We start from the raw sequence: 21,341 nt of genomic DNA, 5'->3' as shown, positions 1-21,341 counted from the left end.
ACGTACTTCTCAGAGGTGGCGGCGCCGACCGGCGGCGTGCCGGTCGTACTCCTCCCGGGCCTTGACCGCGGCGCTGCGCTCCGCCGTCTCGGCCACAGGAACATCCCACCACGCCTGTGCGGGAGGCGGGCCCGACACTGTGTCTGCCGTTTCGGTCTCCACGTAGACACATGTGGGGCGGGTGGCGTCGCGCGCCGCGGCGAGCGCTTCGCGCAGGTCACGCACGGTCTTGGCGCGATGCACGGTCATCCCGAGGCTGGCCGCGTTCGCGGCGAGGTCGACGGGCAGCGGCGCGCCCGCGTACGCCCCCCGCTCCCCCGCGAACCGGTACTGCGTGGCGAAGCCCTCGGCCCCGACGGACGCGGAGAGGCCGCCGATGGAGGCGTACCCGTGGTTCTGGAGGATGACCACCTTGACCGGGATGTTCTCCTGGACCGCGGTGACGATCTCGGTGGGCAGCATCAGATACGTGCCGTCGCCGACGAGCGCCCATACGGGCCGGCCGGGCGCGGCGAGCGCGACGCCGAGCGCGGCCGGGATCTCGTAGCCCATGCAGGAGTACCCGTACTCGACGTGGTACTGGTCGCGGGAGCGGGCCCGCCACAGCTTGTGCAGGTCACCGGGGAGCGAGCCCGCCGCGTTGATGAGGATGTCGTCGCCGTTCACCAGCTCGTCGAGCACGCCGAGGACCTGGGACTGGGTGGGGCGTACGAGCTCGTCCTCGGCGGTGAAGCAGGCGTCGACGCGGTGCTCCCAGCGCTCCTTGTCCTCGGTGTACTCGGCGACGTACGCGGGCTCGGCTCGGCAGTCGTCGTCGAGCGCGCCGCGCAGCGCGTCGAGCCCCGCGCGGGCGTCGGCGACGAGCGGTTTCGCGGACAGCTTGTGGGCGTCGAAGGCGGCGACGTTCAGATTGAGGAAGCGGACGTCGGGGCCCGCGAAGAGGGTGGAGGAGGCCGTCGTGAAGTCCGTGTACCGGGTGCCGACGCCGATCACCAGGTCGGCGGTGCGGGCCAGCTCGTTCGCGGTGGCGGTGCCGGTGTGGCCGATGCCGCCGACGTCGGCGGGGTGGTCGTGCAGCAGCGAGCCCTTGCCGGCCTGGGTGGAGGCGACGGGGATACGGGTGGCCTCGGCGAACTCCTTGAGCGCGTCCTCGGCGCCGCTGTGGTGGACGCCGCCACCGGCGACGAGCAGCGGACGCCGGGCGCGCCTCAACTCGCCGACCGCCTCGCGGAGTTCGCCGGCATCGGGCGCGGGCCTGCGCACCGCCCAGATCCGGTGCCGGAAGAACTCCTCCGGCCAGTCGAAGGCTTCCGCCTGCACGTCCTGCGGCAGCGCGAGCGTGACGGCGCCCGTGTCGACGGGGTCGGTGAGCACCCGCATCGCCTGGAGCGCGGCCGGAATCAGCTGCTCGGGCCGCTCGATCCGGTCGAAGTACTTGGAGACCGGCCGCAGACAGTCGTTGACCGACACGTCGCCCGCGTACGGCACTTCGAGCTGCTGGAGCACCGGATCGGCGGGCCGCGCCGCGAACACATCGCCCGGGAGCAGCAGTACGGGCAGATGGTTGATGGTGGCGAGGGCGGCACCGGTGACGAGGTTGGTGGCGCCGGGACCGATCGAGGTGGTGACGGCGTGCGTCGACAGGCGGTCGCACTGGCGCGCGTACCCGACGGCGGCGTGCACCATCGCCTGCTCGTTGCGGCCCTGGTGGAAGGGCATGTCGTCGCCGTACTGGAGGAGCGCCTGGCCCAGCCCGGCGACGTTGCCGTGGCCGAAGATGCCCCAGGTGGCGCCGATCAGCCGGCGCCGGACGTCGTCGCGCTCCGTGTACTGGCAGCTGAGGAAGCGGATGAGGGCCTGGGCGACGGTGAGCCGTACCGTTCGGGTCGTCGTCATCGGTATCCCTCCGTGGCGTGATCGGGATGGAAGCAGATCCTCCACTCCCGCTCGTCCCCCGGGCCCGCCATGACGTTCAGGTAGTACATGGCGTGCCCCGGCTGGGCGATCGAGGGGCCGTGCCAGCCGTCGGGGACGAGCACGGTGTCACCGGAGCGGACCTCGGCGAGGAGATCGGTGCCGCCGGGCCTGGACGGGGACACGCGCTGATACCCGTACCCCTCGGGACCGCCCTGCTGCCCCTCGATCTCGAAGTAGTAGATCTCCTCGAGCAGGGTCTCCTCGCCGGGGCGGTGCTCGTCGTGCTTGTGCGGCGGGTACGAGGACCAGTTCCCGCCGGGGGTGATCACCTCCACGGCGATGAGCTGATCGCAGTCGAAGGCGTCGGCGGAGGCGAAGTTGCGCACCTGCCGGGCGCTCTGTCCGCCGCCCCGGTCCTCGACGGAAACCTCCGGCGCGGGGCCGTAGCGGACGGGGAGTCGTCGACCGCATTTCGCTCCTGCCAGGGCGAACCGGCCTCCCGCACCGGAGGAGATCTCCACGCTGCTGTCGCGCGGTACGTAGGCGAAGTCACTCACCGAGCTGAATACGCTGCCCCTGCCCGTCAGTTCAAGGTTCATCCCTTCCGCGCGGACGGAACATCCGCCGGAGAGCGGCAGCACGATCCACTCGCTCTCCCCGGTGGCGAAGGCGTGCGTCTGCCCGGCCCGGAGTTCGAGGATCCGCAGCCCGGCCCGGGACCAGCCGACCTTGTCGGGGTCGACGGACAGGGCGTAGGGCCCGTCGGCGGCGCTGCCGCGTGGAAGGTGCGTCATCCCTCTACTCTCCTCCTAGCCATCCGTACGTGTACTGCGCAGCAGGCCGACGGCCGTGTCGACGGCGCCCGCCACGTCCCCGTCGGCCGGGTAGAGCAGCGAGCGCCCCACCACGAGCCCCTGAACGGTGGGCAGTCGCAGCGCGGCACGCCACTTCTCGTACGTGGCGTCCTGGTCGCCGTCCTTGATGTCGCCGCCGAGCAGCACGGCGGGCAGGGCGGAGGTCTCCATGACCCGGGCCATGTCGTCGGGGTCGTCGGTGACCGGGAGCTTCAGCCAGGTGTACGCGGAGGTGCCGCCGAGGCCCGAGGCGACGGCGATCGACGTGATGACGCTCCCGGGGCTCAAGTCGGCGCGCAGCACGCCGGTTTCGGGGTCGCGGCGGCTGAGGAACGGCTCGACGAACAGGGGCAGCCGACGCGCGGCCATGGCGTCGACGGCGCGGGCGGCAGCCTCCAGCGTGCGCACGGACCCGGAGCCCGGATCGTCGTAGTCGAGGCGCAGCAGCAGCTTCCCGGCGTCGAGGCCGAACCGCTCCAGGTCCTCGGCCCGGTACCCGGTGAACCGGTCGTCGAGTTCGAAGGAGGCCCCGGCGAGTCCGCCCCGGTTCATGGAGCCGATGACGAGCTTGCCGTCCAGGACGCCGAGCAGCAGCAGGTCCTCGACGACATCGGCGGAGGCCAGCACCCCGTCGACGCCCGGCCTGGCCAGCGCGACGCACAGCCGGCGCAGCAGATCCGCCCGGTCGGCCATGGCGTAGGCCCGGTCCCCGACGCCGAGCGCGCCCCGCGCCGGATGGTCGGCGGCCACGATCATCAGCCGTCGCCCCGCGCCGAGCAGCGCCCGCCGCTTCCGCCGCCCCGCGGCCTCGGCGACGATCTCCGGCTCCTCCGCCCGGACCCGGGCGAGCCACCGGAGATCAACGCGCTCTGCGTCACTCAAGCCCGGCTCCTCCCCTTCGGGACGACATTCCGCAACGTCCGTCGCCCGACAGATCTAGACCCGCCCGAGCGCCCTGTCAAGACTTTGTCCTGACATTCGGACGACGCCTTGACACCCCTCTCCGAACAGCTTGAGGCTGGCTTCATGACGACCACGCCCGCGCGCATCCGCATCGGCTCGGCCCCGGACTCCTGGGGCGTCTGGTTCCCCGACGACCCGCGGCAGGTCCCGTACGGCCGCTTCCTCGACGAGGTGGCCGAGGCCGGGTACGAGTGGATCGAGCTGGGCCCGTACGGCTATCTGCCCCCGGACCCGCGCGTCCTCGCCGAGGAGACGGGCCGCCGCGGGCTGAAGGTCTCGGCGGGCACGGTGTTCACGGGCCTGCACCACGGCCCGGCGGTGTGGGACAAGACCTGGGAGCACGTGTCGTCCATCGCCGAACTCACCCGGGCGATGGGCGCCGAACACCTGGTCGTCATCCCGTCCTTCTGGCGCGACGACAAGACGGGCGAGGTGCTGGAGGACTCGCGCCTGACCGCCGAGCAGTGGCACCACCTGGCGGCCCAGACCGAACGCCTCGGACGCGAGATCGGTGACCGCTACGGGCTGAAGCTGGTCTTCCACCCGCACGCCGACACGCACGTCGACTCGGAGGAGAACGTCACGCGGCTCCTCGACGCCACCGACCCGGACCTCGTGTCGCTGTGCCTGGACACGGGCCACTACGCGTACTGCGACGGCGACAGCGTCAAGCTCATCGAGACGTACGGGGAGCGGATCGGCTATCTGCACCTGAAGCAGGTGGACCCGGCGGTCCTCGCCACGGTCCGCGAACAGGGCACGCCGTTCGGCCCGGCGGTGGCGCAGGGCGTCATGGTGGAACCGCCGCGCGGAGTGCCGGAGCTGGAACCGGTCCTCGCCGCCGCGGGCAGGCTCGACATCGATCTGTTCGCGATCGTCGAGCAGGACATGTACCCGTGCGAACCGGACCGCCCGTTCCCTGTCGCCGACCGCACGCGCCGCTACCTGCGCTCCTGCGGGGTTTGACGCCCCTCCTGTCCACTCGCGCGCCGGAGTATGCGCCCGCGACGCGCCCCCTTTGCATCATTCGCGTCACAAACGCCCCCATCGCGTCACACATGTCAGGCCTACGCGGGTTCTGCGTCACAGAGGCCCCACAGGCCCTCCCTTCCTCCCGGGTCACCTCGTTCTCCGGGCACAGGCTGAGTTGATCACGGGCGGCACCCCCGGCCGCCGTGAGCACCGCCAGGGAGGAGCCACCGATGAGCGACCGCAGGCTCTGGTCGTACAAGGACATCGCCGCACACATCCGCGTGCAGCCCGACACCGTCCGCTCGTACCGCAAGCACGGTCTGCTGCCCCCGCCGGACCACGTCGAGTCGGGCAAGCCCTATTGGTACGCCGACACCGTGCGCGCCTGGGTGGCCTCCCGCCCGAGCAACCGGGGCCGCAAGGACTGACCACGGACGCCGGGCCGTACGGACGCGCGGCCCGGCGCTCACACTGCGACGCCTCCGGCCCCGCCATAAACTTCGGGACAAATCACCCAAGGTGACCGAAAGTTGCCGGCAAGCCGGAGGGACCCCCGTGACGCAGCAGCCCCAGCCGCCCTACGGGGCGCCCCAGGCCCGCATCCCCCAGCAGCCGCCCCCGCCGGGACCGCAGATCCGCCCCGGCCTCTGGAAGCGCTGCCTCTGGGGCGGCCTGGCACTGTGGGCCCTCACGGCGGTCGTCACGTACGCCACGCAGAACACGACACTGCTGCCCACGCTCATCCTGCTGGGCAGCTTCCTCACGCCGGCGGTCTTCGTCCTGTGGGCGTACGAGCGGCACGGCCGCGACCTGGGCGTGAGCCTGATCCTGGGCTGCTTCCTGGTGGGCGGCATCCTGGGCGTACTCGGCGCGTCGGTGATGGAGTACTACCTCGTCCACCCCTCGGCGTGGATGTTCGTGGCGGTGGGCCTGATCGAGGAAGCGGCCAAACTCCTGGCCCTCGTCTACGTACTCCACCGCCACCCGCGCATCAACGGACTGCGCGCGGGACTGGTCCTGGGCGCGACGGTCGGCTTCGGCTTCGCGGCCTTCGAGAGCGCGGGCTACGCGTTCAACGCGGCGATCACCATGAAGGGCATCGACCTGCGGGCCCTCCTGGAGACGGAGGTGCTGCGCGGACTGCTCGCCCCCTTCGGCCACGGCCTGTGGACGGCGATCTCCGGAGCGGTCCTGCTCTCCTTGCGCCGCCCGGACGGCCGCTACCGCCTCGCGGCGCCGGTCATCGGCACGTACCTGGGCGTCGCGCTCCTGCACGCGCTCTGGGACTCGATGCACGGCATCGCGCTCTGGCTGGTGGCCAGGCTGACCACCTCCAGCCTGGACCGAAGCCTCTTCGCGGAGGGCTACATCCCCGAGCCGACCGAGGCCCAGCAGCACCTCTTCACGCTCTTCTCGGTCGGCGGACTGGCCGTCATCACGCTCCTGGCACTCACCTGGGTGCGTTCACTCGCACGCCGGGATCCTTCTTGGAGAAGTACCCCCTAGGGGTATATGGTCGAGAGCGTCAAGAGATGCCTCTCATCACCAAGGAGTACGCCATGAGCGCCCACACCGAACTCCCCCAGGCCGACGCCCAGTCCACCGGCTCCTGCTGCGGCGGCGCCTGCCACAGCGAGGGCGCGGAGCAGGCCACCGAGGGCGCCTTCACCACGGTCTACGAGGTCAAGGGCATGACGTGCGGTCACTGCGAGGGCGCGGTGTCCGGCGAGATCTCGGAGCTCGAGGGCGTCACCTCGGTCCAGGCGAGCGCCGCCACGGGCAAGGTCACGGTCGTCTCCACCACCCCGCTCGACGAGGAGTCGATCCGCGCCGCGGTGGACGAGGCGGGCTACGAACTGGCCTGAGCCGCGACAGAGCGGCCCGAGCCGAACAGGGAGTAGAGCTCGACAGCCGGCCGCCGACGCGGCCCCGCACCCACAGGCACGAATCAGGCACCCACGGGCGACCTCCCGACCAGGCTCCGCCGACACCTCGCGGCCAGGCAATCCACCCCCGGCTCCACACATTCACGCAGAGACCTGCAAAGAGCTCTGGACCTCCACACAATCCACACGGCACAATTGCAGCACTCCCCCACAGAGGCCGATATCCACATATCGGACCTCTTGCGCACGCACGGGACATATGCAAGAGACGCAGATCACATTGGTCTGGACGTAACCCTTTGCGGTTCTCGTGAGTCTAAGGAGGCGATGCAGGAACGTCTTGGGGGACGTTTCCGCACCGGAGGGCCCGCCTTGGGGGGCGGTCCCGACAGCGTTGGCCGGGGCACGTGCGCCGGGAAGCTTGAGCGGCCCGCCCGTCGGTACGTGTTCCGGCGGCCGACGCACCACAGACCCCCAGGCCGGATCCCGTGGGGGGAATCCGACCCGGGTAAAGGAAAGCGCCCCGACTGTCGGCCCGTGGGGGGACCGACAGCGGGGCGCTTTCTGCTGCGCAGCGTGACCCGTGCTGTTGCGGTGGGGCGGGGTTACGGTCTCGGGGCTCCGCCCCGGACCCCGCGCCTCAATCGCCGGCGGGGCTCGATATGCCGAACCACCGCCGGGAAAAGATCAACTAACGCTGCTCGACCGGGATGAAGTCGCGCTCGACGACGCCCGTGTAGATCTGGCGCGGGCGGCCGATGCGGGAGCCCGGCTCCTTGATCATCTCGTGCCACTGGGCGATCCAGCCCGGAAGACGGCCGAGGGCGAAGAGGACCGTGAACATCTCGGTCGGGAAGCCCATGGCCCGGTAGATCAGGCCGGTGTAGAAGTCGACGTTCGGGTAGAGCTTGCGCTCGACGAAGTAGTCGTCGGAGAGCGCGTGCTCCTCCAGCTTCAGGGCGATGTCGAGCAGCTCGTCGGACTTGCCGAGCGCCGAGAGGACATCGTGCGCCGCCGCCTTGATGATCTTCGCCCGCGGGTCGAAGTTCTTGTAGACGCGGTGCCCGAAGCCCATGAGCTTCACGCCGTCTTCCTTGTTCTTCACCTTGCGGATGAAGGCGTCGACGTCGCCGCCGTCGCGCTGGATGCCCTCGAGCATCTCCAGCACCGACTGGTTGGCGCCACCGTGCAGCGGACCCCACAGCGCGGAGATACCGGCGGAGATCGACGCGAACATGTTGGCCTGCGACGAGCCCACCAGGCGCACCGTGGACGTCGAACAGTTCTGCTCGTGGTCCGCGTGCAGGATGAGCAGCTTGTCGAGCGCGGAGACGACGACCGGGTCCGGCACGTACTCCTGGGCCGGGACCGAGAACGTCATGCGCAGGAAGTTCTCGACGTAGCCGAGGTCGTTGCGCGGGTAGACGAACGGGTGGCCGATCGACTTCTTGTAGGCGTACGCCGCGATCGTCGGCAGCTTCGCGAGCAGCCGGATCGTCGAGAGGTGACGCTGCTGCTCGTCGAACGGGTTGTGGCTGTCCTGGTAGAAGGTGGACAGCGCGGAGACCACGGAGGACAGCATGGCCATCGGGTGGGCGTCCCGCGGGAAGCCGTCGAAGAACCGCTTCACGTCCTCGTGCAGGAGCGTGTGCCCGGTGATCTCGTTCTTGAAGGTGGAGAGCTCGTCCACGGTCGGGAGTTCACCGTTGATCAGCAGGTAGGCGACCTCGGTGAAGGTCGAGCTCTCGGCCAGCTGCTCGATCGGGTAGCCGCGGTAACGCAGGATGCCCTGCTCACCGTCGAGATAGGTGATCGCGGATTTATAGGCGGCGGTGTTGCCGTATCCGCTGTCGAGGGTCACCAGGCCCGTCTGGGCCCGCAGCTTCCCGATGTCGAAGCCCTGGTCGCCCACGGTGCTGTCGATCACCGGGTAGGTGTACTCGTCGTCGCCGTACTGGAGTACTACAGCCTTCTCGTTCTGCTCGCTCACGTCATCCCTCACCGACGTAGTGCCTCTTCTTCGAGGTGCCCTGACTGTCTCTACCTTCCCCCACTTGGCCCAGCAGAGTGCACTCGGGGTCGCCCATTGGGCTCATCGACGGCACTCAGTGCCGCCAACTTGCTCATCCTGCCCCCTTCGCCCTGGTTCCGGAAGTGCTTGTGACCTTCGTGACGCATCTGATCGATCAAATCTTTTGAACGGCAGCGCCTGACAGCCGGAAATTCAGGGCGGTACACCGCCTACCGGCCGAAATCGTACGCACCGCCTGGCCGATCGCTCTGCGCGAACCGACCAGAACGACGAGCTTCTTGGCGCGCGTGACCGCCGTGTAGAGGAGGTTGCGCTGGAGCATCATCCACGCCCCCGTCGTGACAGGGATCACCACGCACGGGTACTCGCTGCCCTGGGAGCGGTGGATGGTCACAGCGTAGGCATGCGCCAGCTCGTCCAGCTCGTCGAAGTCGTAGGGGACCTCCTCGTCCTCGTCGGTGCGGACGGTGAGTCTCTGCTCCTCGGAGTCCAGGGACGTGACGACTCCGACCGTGCCGTTGAAGACGCCGTTGGCCCCTTTCTCATAGTTGTTCCTGATCTGGGTGACCTTGTCGCCCACCCGGAAGACGCGGCCGCCGAAGCGCTTCTCGGGCAGGTCCGGGCGGCCGGGGGTGATGGCCTGCTGGAGCAGCCCGTTGAGGTTTCCCGCCCCCGCGGGGCCGCGGTGCATCGGCGCGAGCACCTGGACGTCGCGCCGCGGGTCGAGGCCGAACGTGGCGGGGATCCGGCGGGCCGCGACGTCGACGGTCAGCCGGCCCGCCTCCTCCGTGTCGTCCTCCACGAACAGGAAGAAGTCCTTGAGGCCCGAAGTGATCGGCTGCGTACCGGAGTTGATCCGGTGGGCGTTCGTGACGACGCCGGACTCCTGGGCCTGCCGGAAGATCCGGGTGAGCCGGACCGCGGGCACCGGGCTCTCCTCGGAGAGCATGTCGCGCAGCACCTCGCCCGCCCCGACACTCGGCAGCTGGTCCACGTCCCCCACGAACAGCAGGTGCGCCCCGGGCGGCACCGCCTTCGCCAGCTTGTTGGCGAGCAGCAGGTCCAGCATGGAGGCCTCGTCGACCACGACGAGGTCGGCATCGAGCGGCCGCTCCTTGTCGTACGCGGCGTCCCCACCCGGCTTCAGCTCCAGGAGACGGTGGACGGTGGAGGCCTCGGCCCCGGTCAGCTCGGCGAGCCGCTTGGCGGCGCGGCCCGTGGGCGCGGCGAGCACGACCTTGGCCCGCTTGGCGCGGGCCAGCTCCACGACGGACCTTACGGTGAAGGACTTTCCGCAGCCGGGGCCGCCGGTGAGCACGGCCACCTTCTTGCTGAGCGCGAGCTTGACCGCCTCCTCCTGCTCGGGCGCGAGCTGAGCGCCCGTGCGGTCGGCGAGCCAGGCGAGCGCCTTGTCCCACGCCACGTCCTGGAAGGCGGGCATCCGGTCCTCCTCCGTGCGCAGCAGTCTGAGCAGCTGGGCGGAGAGGGAGAGTTCGGCCCGGTGGAAGGGGACCAGGTAGATCGCGGTGACCGGCTGACCGTCCTCGCCCGGCACCGTCTCGCGTACCACTCCGGGCTCGCCGGAATCCTCGTCGGGCAGGGCGAGTTCGGCGAGGCACTCGATGACGAGGCCGGTGTCGACCTGGAGCAGCTTCACGGCGTCGGCGATGAGCCGCTCCTCGGGCAGGAAGCAGTGCCCTTGGTCGGTGGACTGCGACAGGGCGTACTGGAGGCCGGCCTTGACCCGCTCCGGGCTGTCGTGCGGAATGCCCACGGACTGGGCGATGCGGTCGGCGGTGAGGAAGCCGATGCCCCAGACGTCGGCGGCGAGCCGGTACGGCTGGTTCTTGACGACGGAGATCGAGGCGTCGCCGAACTTCTTGTAGATGCGCACGGCGATGGAGGTCGAGACGCCGACCGATTGGAGGAAGACCATGACCTCCTTGATGGCCTTCTGCTCCTCCCAGGCGTCGGCGATCTTCTTCGTGCGCTTGGGGCCGAGGCCCGGGACCTCGATGAGCCGCTTCGGCTCCTGCTCGATGATGTCGAGGGTGTCGAGCCCGAAGTGCTGCGTGATGCGGTCGGCGAAGACCGGTCCGATGCCCTTGACCAGGCCGGAACCGAGATAGCGGCGGATGCCCTGGATCGTCGCCGGGAGGATCGTCGTGTAGTTCTCGACGGTGAACTGCTTGCCGTACTGCGGGTGCGAGCCCCAACGGCCCTCCATCCGCAGTGACTCCCCCACCTGCGCGCCGAGCAGCGAGCCGACGACGGTCAGCAGATCGCCCGCGCCTCTGCCGGTGTCGACCCGGCCGACGGTGTACCCCGTCTCCTCGTTGGCGTACGTGATCCGCTCGAGGACCCCCTCGAGCCGCGCCATCTGCCGCGCTCCGGCAGCCGCCTGCTGGTTCGCCATGATCCGACGGTAGCGGTCGGGTCCGACAACGCGGGAGGGTCCTGCGGTCAGGTCCGGCCCGGGCCGGTCAGGAGGGCCGGGCGGCGCAGCCCTCAGATCCCGCCCATGGGCTCCGGGTCCACGCGCACGGGGGTGCCCCACACCCGCACCACCTCGTAGTCCGTGAACTCGTGGACCAGGCGGTACGCCATCGCCGCGTCCGGGCGGCGGCGCTGGGCCGCCAGGTAGAGGTCCGCCTCGCGGCGGTCGTGGCGGGGGGTGCCGCAGAGCTGCCACACCTGCCCGTTCCACATCTCCGGGATCCAGCGCTGCTGGGGCTGGGGGCGGTCCTCGCGGGTGCCGTAACGGGAGAGCACGGGGCGCTCCGCGGTGGGGCGGCCGGCCGGTCCCGGCTCCCCCGAGATCTGGGAGCGGCGGGCCTTGCGGCGGCGGGTCTCGCAGAACAGGCACAGGTCCTGGGCGGACTCCTCGACCGGGCCGTAGGGGTGCTCCTTGCAGCGGGTCGTGGGCTTGTCGCCGGACACCGCGTCGTCGAGCTGGTCGAGGGCGCGGGTCAGGTCGCCGCGGATCTCGTGCAGCACGTCGTCCGGGGTGTCGCCGGTCAGCTTCTCGCCGTGCTCGCCGAGTACGCGCAGGGCGCGGCCGAGTGCGGTGAGCTGCGCGTGATTCACGTCCTGGGCTCCGTCTTCTCATCCGTCGTGGGTTGCGGTTCTTCCACCTTCGCACGCGGCACCGACAATTCCCTTCGGCCCGCGACGTGGTTGCGGCCTCGGGGCTCCGCCCCGGACCCCGCTGCTCAATCGCCGCAGGGGCTTGATTGCTCAAGCCCCGCCGAGCTTGATCTTTCAAGCCCCGCCGGCGATTGAGGCGCGGGGTCCGGGGCGGGGCCCCGAGAGCGCAACGCCGGTTCCGGCCGCGATCACGATCGCGTCACGACCGTCCGCCACCCCTTGCCGCGGCCTCGTGTAATCGATTCCAATCCTCCGTGTAATCGATTACACGTAGCCACAAGGAGGTGGCGCGATGGCGAGCATCAAGGATGTCGCGGCCGCGGCGGGCGTCTCCGTCGCCACGGTCTCCCGCGTCCTGAACAGCCATCCGTCCGTGAGCCCGGACGCCCGCACCCGCGTGCTGGCCGCCGTGGAGTCGCTCGGATACCGGCCCAACGCCGTGGCCCGTTCGCTGCGCACCGCGCAGACCCGCACGCTCGGGCTCGTCATCAGTGACGTGCTCAACCCGTACTTCGGTGAGCTGACCCGGGCCGTCGAGGACGAGGCCCGCGGGCTCGGCTACAGCGTGATCATCGGCAACGCCGACGAACGGCCCGAACTCCAGGACCACCACGTACGCACGCTGCTCGACCGGCGCATCGACGGGCTGCTCGTCTCCCCCACCGACGGCGCGTCGCCGCTGATGCTGGACGCCGCGCGGGCCGGTACGCCCATGGTCTTCGTCGACCGGTGGATCCCGGGCGTCGACGTGCCCGTGGTGCGCTCCGACGGGCGCGGCGCCGTGCGGGACCTCGTCGCGCATCTGCACGCGCTCGGGCACCGGCGGCTCGCGATCATCGCCGGGCCCGCCGCCACCACGACCGGCAGCGAGCGCGTCGACGCCTTCCGCGCGGCCCTCGCCTCGTACGAGCTGGAGCTGCCGGACGCCTACATCGGGCAGGGCGACTTCCAGGCGGACAGCGGGCGGCGGGTGACCGAGGCCTTCCTCGATCTGCCCGAGCCGCCGCAGGCCGTCTTCGCGGCGGACAACCTCATGGCACTGGGCGCGCTCGACGCCATCCGCGCGCGCGGGCTGCGCGTCCCGGACGACATCGCGGTCGCCGCGTTCGACGACATCCCGTGGTTCGTGCACACCGATCCGCCCATCACGGCGATCGCCCAGCCCACCAAGGACCTCGGCCGGGCCGCCGTGCGCGCCCTGGTCGACCGCATCGAGGGGCGGGTGCCCGAGTCGGTCACCCTCCCCGCCCACCTCGTCGTACGGCGCTCCTGCGGCGAAGACCCCCACCCGCCCACCTCAATGGAGAGGAGCAACGGATGAGCAGCTCCGAAGAGTTGCTGCGTATCGAAGGGATACGGAAGACCTTCCCCGGCGTGGTCGCGCTCGACAGCGTCGACTTCGACCTGCGACGCGGGGAGGTGCACGTCCTGCTCGGTGAGAACGGGGCCGGGAAGAGCACGCTGATCAAGATGCTCTCCGGTGCCTATACGCCCGACGAGGGCCGGATCACCGTCGGCGGCGAGCAGGTCCGTATCAACGGTGCGCAGGACGCCGAACGGCTCGGGATCGCGACGATCTACCAGGAGTTCAATCTCGTTCCTGATCTGACCGTCGCCGAGAACATCTTCCTGGGGCGCCAGCCCCGGCGGTTCGGGCTCATCGACCGGAAGGCGATGGAGGCCGACGCCGAGAAGCTCCTCGCGCGCGTGGGCGTGAAGGTGTCGCCCCGCGCGCGGGTGCGCGAACTGGGCATCGCCCGGCTCCAGATGGTGGAGATCGCGAAGGCGCTCAGCCTGAACGCGCGCGTGCTCATCATGGACGAGCCGACCGCCGTGCTGACCTCCGAGGAGGTCGAGAAGCTGTTCGCGATCGTGCGGCAGCTGCGCGAGGACGGGGTGGGCGTCGTCTTCATCACCCACCACCTGGAGGAGATCGCCGCTCTCGGTGACCGCGTCACCGTCATCCGGGACGGCAGGAGTGTGGGGCAGGTGCCCGCCGCCACCCCGGAGGACGAGCTCGTCCGCCTCATGGTGGGCCGCTCCATCGACCAGCAGTACCCGCGCGAGCGCCCCGACACCGGTGGTGCGCTGCTCAAGGTCGAGGGTCTGACCCGGGACGGCGTCTTCCACGACGTCGGCTTCGAGGTGCGGGCCGGCGAGGTCGTCGGCATCGCGGGCCTCGTGGGCGCGGGACGTACCGAGGTCGTACGCGCCGTCTTCGGCGCCGATCCCTACGACTCGGGCACCGTCGAGGTCGCGGGCAGCGCGCTCCCCCGGCACGACGTCATCGCCGCGATGGCCGCCGGGGTCGGGCTCGTCCCCGAGGACCGCAAGGGGCAGGGCCTCGTCCTCGACCAGTCGGTGGAGGAGAACCTGGGGCTCGTCACGATGCGGGCGGCGACCCGCGCCGGGTTCGTCGACCGGCAGGGCCAGCACGAGGCCGCCGAGCGGATCGCGAAGCAACTGGGCGTCCGCATGGCCGGGCTCGGCCAGCACGTGCGCACCCTGTCCGGCGGCAACCAGCAGAAGGTCGTCATCGGCAAGTGGCTGCTCGCCGACATCAAGGTACTGATCCTCGACGAGCCGACGCGCGGTATCGACGTCGGCGCGAAGGTCGAGATCTACCAGCTCATCAACGAGCTGACCGCCGCCGGCCACGCCGTGCTCATGATCTCCAGCGATCTCCCCGAAGTGCTCGGCATGAGCGACCGGGTCCTTGTGATGGCGCAAGGACGCATCGCCGGTGAACTCGCCGCCGAGGAAGCCACCCAGGACTCCGTGATGGCACTCGCCGTCAGCAACCAGCAGCACAACGCCTTCGAGGAGGAGGGCTCCCGTGACCTCAACAAGCACTGACACGCTCAAGAACACACAGGCCAAGAACGGGAGTCTGCTGCGGCTGCTCCTCGACAACGGCGCGCTGACCGCGCTCGTCGTCCTGGTCATCGCCATGTCGCTGATGTCCGGCGACTTCCTGACCACGCAGAACCTGCTGAACGTCGGCGTGCAGGCGGCCGTCACCGCGATCCTCGCGTTCGGCGTCACCTTCGTCATCGTCTCGGCGGGCATCGACCTGTCGGTCGGCTCGGTGGCGGCCCTGTCGGCGACCGTCCTCGCGTGGGCGGCCACGAACGAGGGCGTGCCGGTCGTCATAGCCGTGCTGCTCGCCGTCATCACCGGTATCGCCTGTGGCTTCGTCAACGGCCTGCTCATCTCGTACGGGAAGCTGCCGCCGTTCATCGCGACGCTGGCGATGCTGTCGGTCGGGCGCGGGCTCTCGCTCGTGATCTCGCAGGGCTCGCCGATCCCGTTCCCCGACTCGGTCTCCAAGCTCGGTGACACGCTGGGCGGCTGGCTGCCGGTGCCGGTCATCGTGATGATCGTGATGGGCCTCATCACGGCGGTCGTCCTCGGCCGTACGTTCATCGGCCGGTCCATGTACGCGATCGGCGGCAACGAGGAGGCGGCGCGCCTCTCCGGTCTGCGCGTCAAGCGGCAGAAGCTCGTCATCTACGGCCTGTCCGGCCTGTTCGCCGCGGTCGCGGGCATCGTCCTCGCCTCCCGGCTCGCCTCAGCGCAGCCGCAGGCCGCGAACGGCTACGAGCTGGACGCCATCGCCGCCGTCGTCATCGGCGGCGCCTCCCTCGCGGGCGGCACGGGCAAGGCGTCGGGCACGTTCATCGGCGCGCTGATCCTCGCCGTGCTCCGCAACGGCCTCAACCTCCTTTCGGTGTCCGCCTTCTGGCAGCAGGTCGTCATCGGTGTCGTCATCGCGCTTGCCGTGCTGCTCGACACCGCGCGGCGCAAGGCCGGTGCACAGCCCGCCGCCGCGGGTGCCGGGGCCGGTGGCCCCAAGCAGCGGATGCAGTACGTGATGGCGGCCGTCGTCGCCATCGCGATCGTGGGCGGGCTCGCGGTGTGGAACAACACCGGCGGGTCCGGCGGCAAGAAGGACCTGAAGCTCGGCATGGCCGTGTCCACGCTCAACAACCCGTTCTTCACGGAGATGCGGGCGGGCGCGCAGGCCGAGGCGAAGAAGCAGGGCGTCGAGCTGACCGTCACGGACGCGCAGAACGACGCCTCACAGCAGGCCAACCAGCTCCAGAACTTCACGAGCGAGGGCATGAGCGCCGTCATCGTGAACCCGGTCGACTCCGACGCCGTCGGCCCGTCCGTGCGCACCGCCAACGACGCCGACATCCCCGTCGTCGCCGCCGACCGCGGCGTCAACAAGGCCAAGGCCGCCACCCTCGTCGCCTCCGACAACGTCGCGGGCGGCAAGCAGGCCGCGAAGATCATGGCCGACAAGCTGGGCGGCAAGGGCAGGATCGCGGTCCTTCAGGGCCAGGCCGGTACGTCGGCCAGCCGCGAGCGCGGCGCCGGCTTCGCCGCCGGGCTCAAGAACTACCCCGGCATCAAGGTCGTCGCCAAGCAGCCCGCGGACTTCGACCGCACCAAGGGCCTGGACGTCATGACGAACATGCTCCAGTCGCACCCCGACGTCGACGGTGTCTTCGCCGAGAACGACGAGATGGCGCTCGGCGCGATCAAGGCGCTCGGCTCCAAGGCCGGCAAGTCCGTCCCCGTCATCGGCTTCGACGGCACCCCCGACGGCTTCAAGGCCGTCAAGGCGGGCACGCTGTACGCCTCCGTGGCCCAGCAGCCGCGCGAGCTCGGCAAGATGGCCGTGCAGAACGCGATCTCCGCGGCGAAGGACAAGAAGATCTCCTCGGCCGTGAAGGTGCCGGTGAAGGTCGTCACGGCGAAGAACGTCGCCGACTTCAAGTGACTCGTCCCGGTTGGCATATCTTCGAGTGACATACGAAGAAGGGCACTGCATGAACACGTACGACCTCCTCGTCGTCGGGTCGGCCAACGCCGACCTGGTGGTGGGCGTCGACCGGCGGCCGGGCGCGGGCGAGACCGTCCTCGGCTCCGACCTGACGACCCACCCCGGCGGCAAGGGCGCCAACCAGGCGGTCGCCGCCGCCAAACTGGGGGCGAGTACGGCGCTGCTCGCGCGGGTCGGCGACGACGGGCACGGCAGGCTGCTGCGCGACTCGATGGAGGCGGCGGGCGTGGACACGTCCGGCGTGCTGGTCGGCGGGGCGCCCACGGGCGTCGCACTGATCACCGTCGACCCGTCGGGCGACAACTCGATCGTCGTGTCGCCGGGCGCGAACGGGCGGCTCACGCCCGAGGACGTACGGGCGGCGGGTGAGCTGTTCGCGAACGCGCGGGTCGTCTCGATGATGCTGGAGATCCCGCTGGAGACGGTCGCGGAGGTGGCGCGGAGCCTCGCGGAGGGCGCGCGGCTCGTCCTCAATCCGTCCCCGCCCGCGCCGCTCCCCGACGAGGTGCTCGCGGCCTGCGACCCGCTGATCGTCAACGAGCACGAGGCGAAGGTCATCGCGGGTGAGGACCTCGGCGGCGAACCGGAGGACTGGGCGCGGGCACTGCTCGCGCTCGGCCCGCGCTCGGTCGTCGTCACGCTCGGCTCCGAGGGCGCGCTCGTCGCGAACGCGGACGGCTCCCAGCGGGTCCCGGCGGTCAAGGTGAAGGCCGTCGACACGACCGGCGCCGGTGACGCGTTCACGGCGGCGCTCGCGTGGCGGCTCGGCACCGGCGAATCGCTCGCCGAGGCCGCCGCCTACGCCGCGAAGGTCGGCGCGGCCGCCGTCACGAAGGAGGGCGCGCAGGCCTCGTACCCGAGCGCCGAGGAGGTCGCGGCGCTGTGCTGTGTCTCCCCGGGGGACAACCCCCGGACCCCCGGCCGGAAGAGCGGGCCCGACGGTCTGGAGGGCAACGCCGGACGAGGTGAGTCCCAGTGAAGCGAGCCGGGATACTCAACCGTCATCTGGCCGGCGCCCTCGCGGAGTTGGGGCACGGCGACGGGGTGCTGGTCTGCGACGCGGGCATGCCGATCCCGGCGGGGCCGCGCGTCGTCGACCTCGCGTTCCGGGCCGGGGTGCCGTCCTTCGCCGAGGTCCTCGACGGCCTGCTCGACGAGCTGGTGGTGGAGGCTGCCACGGCGGCCCGCGAGGTCCGGGACGCGAACCCGGACACCGCCGGACTCCTCCAGGACCGGCTGAAGCCGCTCGGCTTCGTCACGCACGAGGAGCTGAAGGCGCTCTCGGCGCACGCGCGCCTCGTCGTGCGCACGGGAGAGGCACGCCCGTACGCGAACGTGCTGCTGCGCTGCGGGGTCTTCTTCTGACGGTGAGGGCCACTCGGCCGTGATGCGCTGCGAGGGGCCCGGTCCGCGGACCGGGCCCCTCGGGCTTTCCCCCTCCTGAGCCGGAACCCCCCGATCCCCCCAGATCTCCCCCCCCTGGGTGTTCCGACACCCAGTACGACACGCGGCCGGCGCCGAGGGTTGTACGTGGTCGCAAAGAAAACTTCTACGCGGCGTGAGCCGTGAACCGCTCCGCCGTCTCCGCCAGCACCTCGCGCCCGTCGCGGGCCCACAGGACGTCGTTGAACAGCTCGACCTCGATCGGCCCCGTGTACCCCTGCGCCTCGACGAGGCCGCGCCAGTACCGCATGTCGATCGCGCCGTCGCCGATCTGACCCCGCCCGTTGAGGACGCCCTCGGGCAACGGCGTGGTCCAGTCGGCGAGTTGGAACGTCGCGATCCGCCCCTGCGCCCCGGCCCGCGCGATCTGTGCGGGTGCCTGGTCGTCCCACCAGACGTGGTACGTGTCCACGCAGACGCCGACCTGCTCCGCCGGGAAGTTCTCGGCGATGTCGAGGGCCTGCGCGAGCGTCGAGACGACGCAGCGGTCGGACGCGTACATCGGGTGCAACGGCTCGATCGCCAGCCGGACACCGCGCTCGGCGGCGTACGGGGCGAGCTCGACGAGCGCGTCGCCGATGCGCCCGCGGGCGGCGCCCAGGTCGTACGAACCGGCCGGGAGGCCGCCCGAGACGAGCACCAGGACGTCCGTGCCGAGCGTCACGCACTCGTCGACGGCCCGCTTGTTGTCCTCGACCGCGGCCTTGCGCCCGGTCTCGTCGATCGCCGTGAGGAAGCCGCCGCGGCAGTGCGTGGTGACGTTCAGTCCGGCGTCGCGCAGCAGCTTCGCCGCGGCCTCGACGCCGTACTCCTGGACGGGCGCACGCCAGGTGCCGAGGTGCTGGACGCCCAATTCGCGGCAGGCCTCGGCGAGTTCGGGAAGTCCGAGCTGCTTGACGGTCATCTGGTTGATGGAGAAGCGGGGGTCCGCGGTGAAGCTCATGAGGTCACTCCGTACAGGGCGAGCAGGTTCTTCATGCGGGCCTCGGCCAGCTCCGGCTTCGGGAACAGGCCCAACCGGTCCGCCAGTTGATAGGCGCGCGCGAAGTGCGGCAGCGAGCGCGAGGACTGCTGCCCTCCGACCATCGCGAAGTGGTCCTGGTGGCCGGACAGCCATGCGAGGAACACGACGCCCGTCTTGTAGAAGCGGGTCGGCGCCCGGAACAGGTGGCGGGACAACTCGACGGTCGGGTCGAGGAGTTCGCGGAAGCCCTGGACGTCGCCCGTGTCGAGGACGCGCACCGCCTTCGCGGCGAGCGGGCCCAGCGGGTCGAAGATGCCGAGCAGCGCGTGGCTGAAGCCGCGGTCGTCGCCCGCGATCAGCTCGGGGTAGTTGAAGTCGTCGCCGGTGTAGCAGCGCACGCCGTTCGGGAGGCGGCGGCGGATGTCGATCTCGCGCCGGGCCTCCAGGAGCGAGACCTTGATGCCGTCGACCTTGTCGGAGTGCGCCTTGATGATCTCGACGAAGGTGTCGGTGGCGGCGTCCAGGTCGGACGAGCCCCAGTAGCCCTCCAGGGCCGGGTCGAACATCGGGCCGAGCCAGTGCAGGACGACGGGCTCGGCGGCCTGCCGGAGCAGGTGGCCGTAGACCTCGGCGTACTCCTCGGGCCCGGACGCCGCGGCCACGAGGGCGCGGGAGGCCATGAGGATGACCTGGGCGCCCGCCTCCTCGGCGACCGCGAGCTGCTCCTCGTAGGCCGCGCGCACCTCGGCGAGCGATGCACCGGGCGCGAGCTGGTCGGTGCCGACTCCGACCGCGATCCGGCCGCCGACCGCCTTGGCCTCGGCGGACGAGCGGCGGATCAGCTCGGCGGCGCCCGCCCAGTCCAGGCCCATGCCGCGCTGCGCGGTGTCCATGGCCTCCGCGACGCCGAGGCCGTGCGACCACAGGTGGCGGCGGAAGGCGAGGGTGGCGTCCCAGTCGACGGCGGCCGGGGAGTCCGGGGTGGTGTCGGCGAGCGGGTCGGCGACGACGTGCGCCGCCGAGAACACGACGCGGGACGCGAGCGGCGCCCCCGTGTCGAAGGTCAGCGGCTCGACGCGCGGCTCGTAGGCCTTCAACTCGCCTGCGGAGTCGGGGAGATGGATGGTCACAGCGAGAGCTCCGGAACGTCGAGGCGGCGGCCCTCCGCCGAGGACTTGAGCCCCAGCTCGGCCATCTGCACACCGCGCGCGCCCGCCAGCAGGTCCCAGCGGTAGTCGGCGCCCGCGTAGACGTGCTTGAGGAAGAGCTCCCACTGGACCTTGAAGCCGTTGTCGAACTCGGTGTTGTCCGGCACCTCCTGCCACTGGTCGCGGAAGGAGTAGGTCGCCGGGAGGTCGGGGTTCCAGACGGGCTTCGGGGTGGAACTGCGGTGCTGGACACGGCAGTTGCGCAGCCCCGCGACGGCGGAGCCCTCCGTGCCGTCGACCTGGAACTCGACCAGCTCGTCGCGGTTGACGCGCACGTCCCACGAGGAGTTGATCTGCGCGACGATGCCGCCCTCGATCTGGAAGATGCCGTACGCGGAGTCGTCGGCGGTGGCCTCGTAGGGCTTGCCGTTCTCGTCCCAGCGGGTCGGGATGTGCGTCGAGGCCAGTGCGTTGACGGAGGTCACGCGGCCGAACAGCTCGTGCAGGACGTACTCCCAGTGCGGGAACATGTCGACGACGATGCCGCCGCCGTCCTCTGAGCGGTAGTTCCAGGACGGCCGCTGGGCCTCCTGCCAGTCGCCCTCGAAGACCCAGTAGCCGAACTCGCCGCGCACGGACAGGATCCGCCCGAAGAAGCCGCCGTCGATGAGCCGCTTCAGCTTGAGCAGCCCCGGCAGGAACAGCTTGTCCTGCACGACACCCGACTTGACGCCCGCCTCGCGCGCCAGACGGGCCAGCTCGACGGCGCCCTCCAGGCCGGTGGCGGTCGGCTTCTCGGTGTAGATGTGCTTGCCGGCGGCGATGGCCTTCTTGAGGAAGTCCTCGCGGGTGTGGGTCATCGCGGCGTCGAAGAAGATGTCGACGCTGTCGTCGGCGAGGACGGCGTCGACGTCGGTGGAGATGTCGGCCGGGTCGAGGCCGTGCTGCTCGGCGATCGCCTTCAGGGCGTGCTCGCGGCGCCCGACGAGGACCGGCTCGGGCCACAGCACCGTGCCGTCGCCGAGGTCGAGTCCGCCCTGCTCGCGCAGCGCGAGGATGGAGCGGACGAGGTGCTGGCGGTAGCCCATGCGCCCCGTCACACCGTTCATGGCGATGCGCACCGTCTTGCGTGTCACGTGAGTCCCTTCCTCCGGCCGACCGGC

The 21,341-nt window shown here is 70.7% G+C and carries 18 protein-coding genes; 9 read left to right on the top strand and 9 right to left on the bottom strand.

Translation table 11 applies throughout. The features are described from left to right. Positions 1–9: 9 nt before the first annotated feature. From iolD to ACNYS0_RS26220, 3 genes are read right to left on the bottom strand one after another with little or no spacing between them, the layout of a single operon-like run. Positions 10–1,896, bottom strand: a complete 1,887-nt coding sequence (iolD, locus tag ACNYS0_RS26230; RefSeq protein WP_422476908.1) for a 3D-(3,5/4)-trihydroxycyclohexane-1,2-dione acylhydrolase (decyclizing) — start codon at positions 1,894–1,896, stop codon at positions 10–12. After that, positions 1,893–2,711 carry a 5-deoxy-glucuronate isomerase gene (gene iolB / locus ACNYS0_RS26225; protein WP_422476907.1) on the bottom strand — a complete coding sequence of 273 codons (819 nt, stop codon included), beginning with the start codon at positions 2,709–2,711 and terminating at the stop codon, positions 1,893–1,895. Before iolB ends, iolD begins: the two co-directional genes overlap by 4 nt. Positions 2,712–2,726: 15 nt before the next feature. Continuing rightward, a complete protein-coding gene (locus ACNYS0_RS26220) occupies positions 2,727–3,653 on the bottom strand; it encodes a Cgl0159 family (beta/alpha)8-fold protein (RefSeq protein ID WP_422476906.1) in 927 nt (308 codons plus the stop codon). A 144-nt stretch (positions 3,654–3,797) separates the two neighbouring features. Between ACNYS0_RS26220 and ACNYS0_RS26215 the strand changes: the two genes are divergently transcribed. The 4 genes from ACNYS0_RS26215 (at position 3,798) to ACNYS0_RS26200 (ending at position 6,571) form a co-directional block, all read left to right on the top strand. Next, a complete protein-coding gene (locus ACNYS0_RS26215) occupies positions 3,798–4,700 on the top strand; it encodes a sugar phosphate isomerase/epimerase family protein (RefSeq protein WP_422476905.1) in 903 nt (300 codons plus the stop codon). A 236-nt stretch (positions 4,701–4,936) separates the two neighbouring features. Further along, entirely contained in the window at positions 4,937–5,134 is a 198-nt protein-coding gene (locus ACNYS0_RS26210) for a helix-turn-helix transcriptional regulator (RefSeq protein ID WP_351343131.1), read from the top strand. Between the two features lie 127 nt (positions 5,135–5,261). Further along, entirely contained in the window at positions 5,262–6,212 is a 951-nt protein-coding gene (locus tag ACNYS0_RS26205) for a PrsW family intramembrane metalloprotease (RefSeq protein ID WP_422476904.1), read from the top strand. Between the two features lie 53 nt (positions 6,213–6,265). Then, a complete protein-coding gene (locus ACNYS0_RS26200) occupies positions 6,266–6,571 on the top strand; it encodes a heavy-metal-associated domain-containing protein (protein WP_422482783.1) in 306 nt (101 codons plus the stop codon). Positions 6,572–7,283: 712 nt separating this feature from the next. Here ACNYS0_RS26200 and ACNYS0_RS26195 read toward each other — a convergent pair. From ACNYS0_RS26195 to ACNYS0_RS26185, 3 genes are all read right to left on the bottom strand, one after another. Next, positions 7,284–8,594 (bottom strand): citrate synthase, encoded by a 1,311-nt coding sequence (locus tag ACNYS0_RS26195; protein WP_385759934.1) that lies wholly within the window; start codon positions 8,592–8,594, stop codon positions 7,284–7,286. A 184-nt stretch (positions 8,595–8,778) separates the two neighbouring features. Beyond that, entirely contained in the window at positions 8,779–11,040 is a 2,262-nt protein-coding gene (recD2, locus tag ACNYS0_RS26190) for an SF1B family DNA helicase RecD2 (protein WP_422476903.1), read from the bottom strand. A gap of 92 nt (positions 11,041–11,132) precedes the next feature. Beyond that, positions 11,133–11,711 (bottom strand): hypothetical protein, encoded by a 579-nt coding sequence (locus ACNYS0_RS26185; RefSeq protein ID WP_422476902.1) that lies wholly within the window; start codon positions 11,709–11,711, stop codon positions 11,133–11,135. 352 nt (positions 11,712–12,063) lie between these two features. Here ACNYS0_RS26185 and ACNYS0_RS26180 point away from each other — a divergent pair, with 352 nt between their 5' ends. From ACNYS0_RS26180 to rbsD, 5 genes are read left to right on the top strand one after another with little or no spacing between them, the layout of a single operon-like run. Further along, positions 12,064–13,092 carry a LacI family DNA-binding transcriptional regulator gene (locus ACNYS0_RS26180; protein ID WP_422476901.1) on the top strand — a complete coding sequence of 343 codons (1,029 nt, stop codon included), beginning with the start codon at positions 12,064–12,066 and terminating at the stop codon, positions 13,090–13,092. After that, a complete protein-coding gene (locus ACNYS0_RS26175; protein WP_422476900.1) occupies positions 13,089–14,627 on the top strand; it encodes a sugar ABC transporter ATP-binding protein in 1,539 nt (512 codons plus the stop codon). Before ACNYS0_RS26180 ends, ACNYS0_RS26175 begins: the two co-directional genes overlap by 4 nt. Continuing rightward, positions 14,608–16,560: an ABC transporter permease/substrate-binding protein gene (locus ACNYS0_RS26170; RefSeq protein ID WP_422476899.1), complete on the top strand. Its 1,953-nt coding sequence runs from the start codon at positions 14,608–14,610 to the stop codon at positions 16,558–16,560. The genes ACNYS0_RS26175 and ACNYS0_RS26170 overlap by 20 nt, the downstream gene beginning before the upstream one ends. A 49-nt stretch (positions 16,561–16,609) precedes the next feature. Beyond that, complete coding sequence (rbsK, locus tag ACNYS0_RS26165) at positions 16,610–17,602, top strand: ribokinase (RefSeq protein WP_422476898.1); 993 nt, start codon at positions 16,610–16,612, stop codon at positions 17,600–17,602. Then, positions 17,599–17,988 (top strand): D-ribose pyranase, encoded by a 390-nt coding sequence (gene rbsD, locus ACNYS0_RS26160; RefSeq protein WP_422476897.1) that lies wholly within the window; start codon positions 17,599–17,601, stop codon positions 17,986–17,988. Before rbsK ends, rbsD begins: the two co-directional genes overlap by 4 nt. A 184-nt stretch (positions 17,989–18,172) precedes the next feature. On the opposite strand, the gene ACNYS0_RS26155 is transcribed toward rbsD, so the two are convergent. From ACNYS0_RS26155 to ACNYS0_RS26145, 3 genes are read right to left on the bottom strand one after another with little or no spacing between them, the layout of a single operon-like run. Continuing rightward, on the bottom strand, positions 18,173–19,009 hold the full coding sequence (locus tag ACNYS0_RS26155) for a sugar phosphate isomerase/epimerase family protein (RefSeq protein WP_422476896.1): 837 nt from the start codon (positions 19,007–19,009) through the stop codon (positions 18,173–18,175). Beyond that, positions 19,006–20,160, bottom strand: a complete 1,155-nt coding sequence (locus ACNYS0_RS26150; RefSeq protein ID WP_422476895.1) for a dihydrodipicolinate synthase family protein — start codon at positions 20,158–20,160, stop codon at positions 19,006–19,008. The genes ACNYS0_RS26155 and ACNYS0_RS26150 overlap by 4 nt, the downstream gene beginning before the upstream one ends. Next, a complete protein-coding gene (locus ACNYS0_RS26145) occupies positions 20,157–21,314 on the bottom strand; it encodes a Gfo/Idh/MocA family protein (protein WP_422476894.1) in 1,158 nt (385 codons plus the stop codon). The genes ACNYS0_RS26150 and ACNYS0_RS26145 overlap by 4 nt, the downstream gene beginning before the upstream one ends. Positions 21,315–21,341 lie beyond the last annotated feature (27 nt).

The sequence above is a fragment of the Streptomyces anthophorae genome, from assembly GCF_049310305.1.
Lineage (GTDB): Bacteria > Actinomycetota > Actinomycetes > Streptomycetales > Streptomycetaceae > Streptomyces.
Note: the sequence above shows the minus strand (reverse complement) of the source record. Positions and strands in the feature narration are given on the sequence as shown.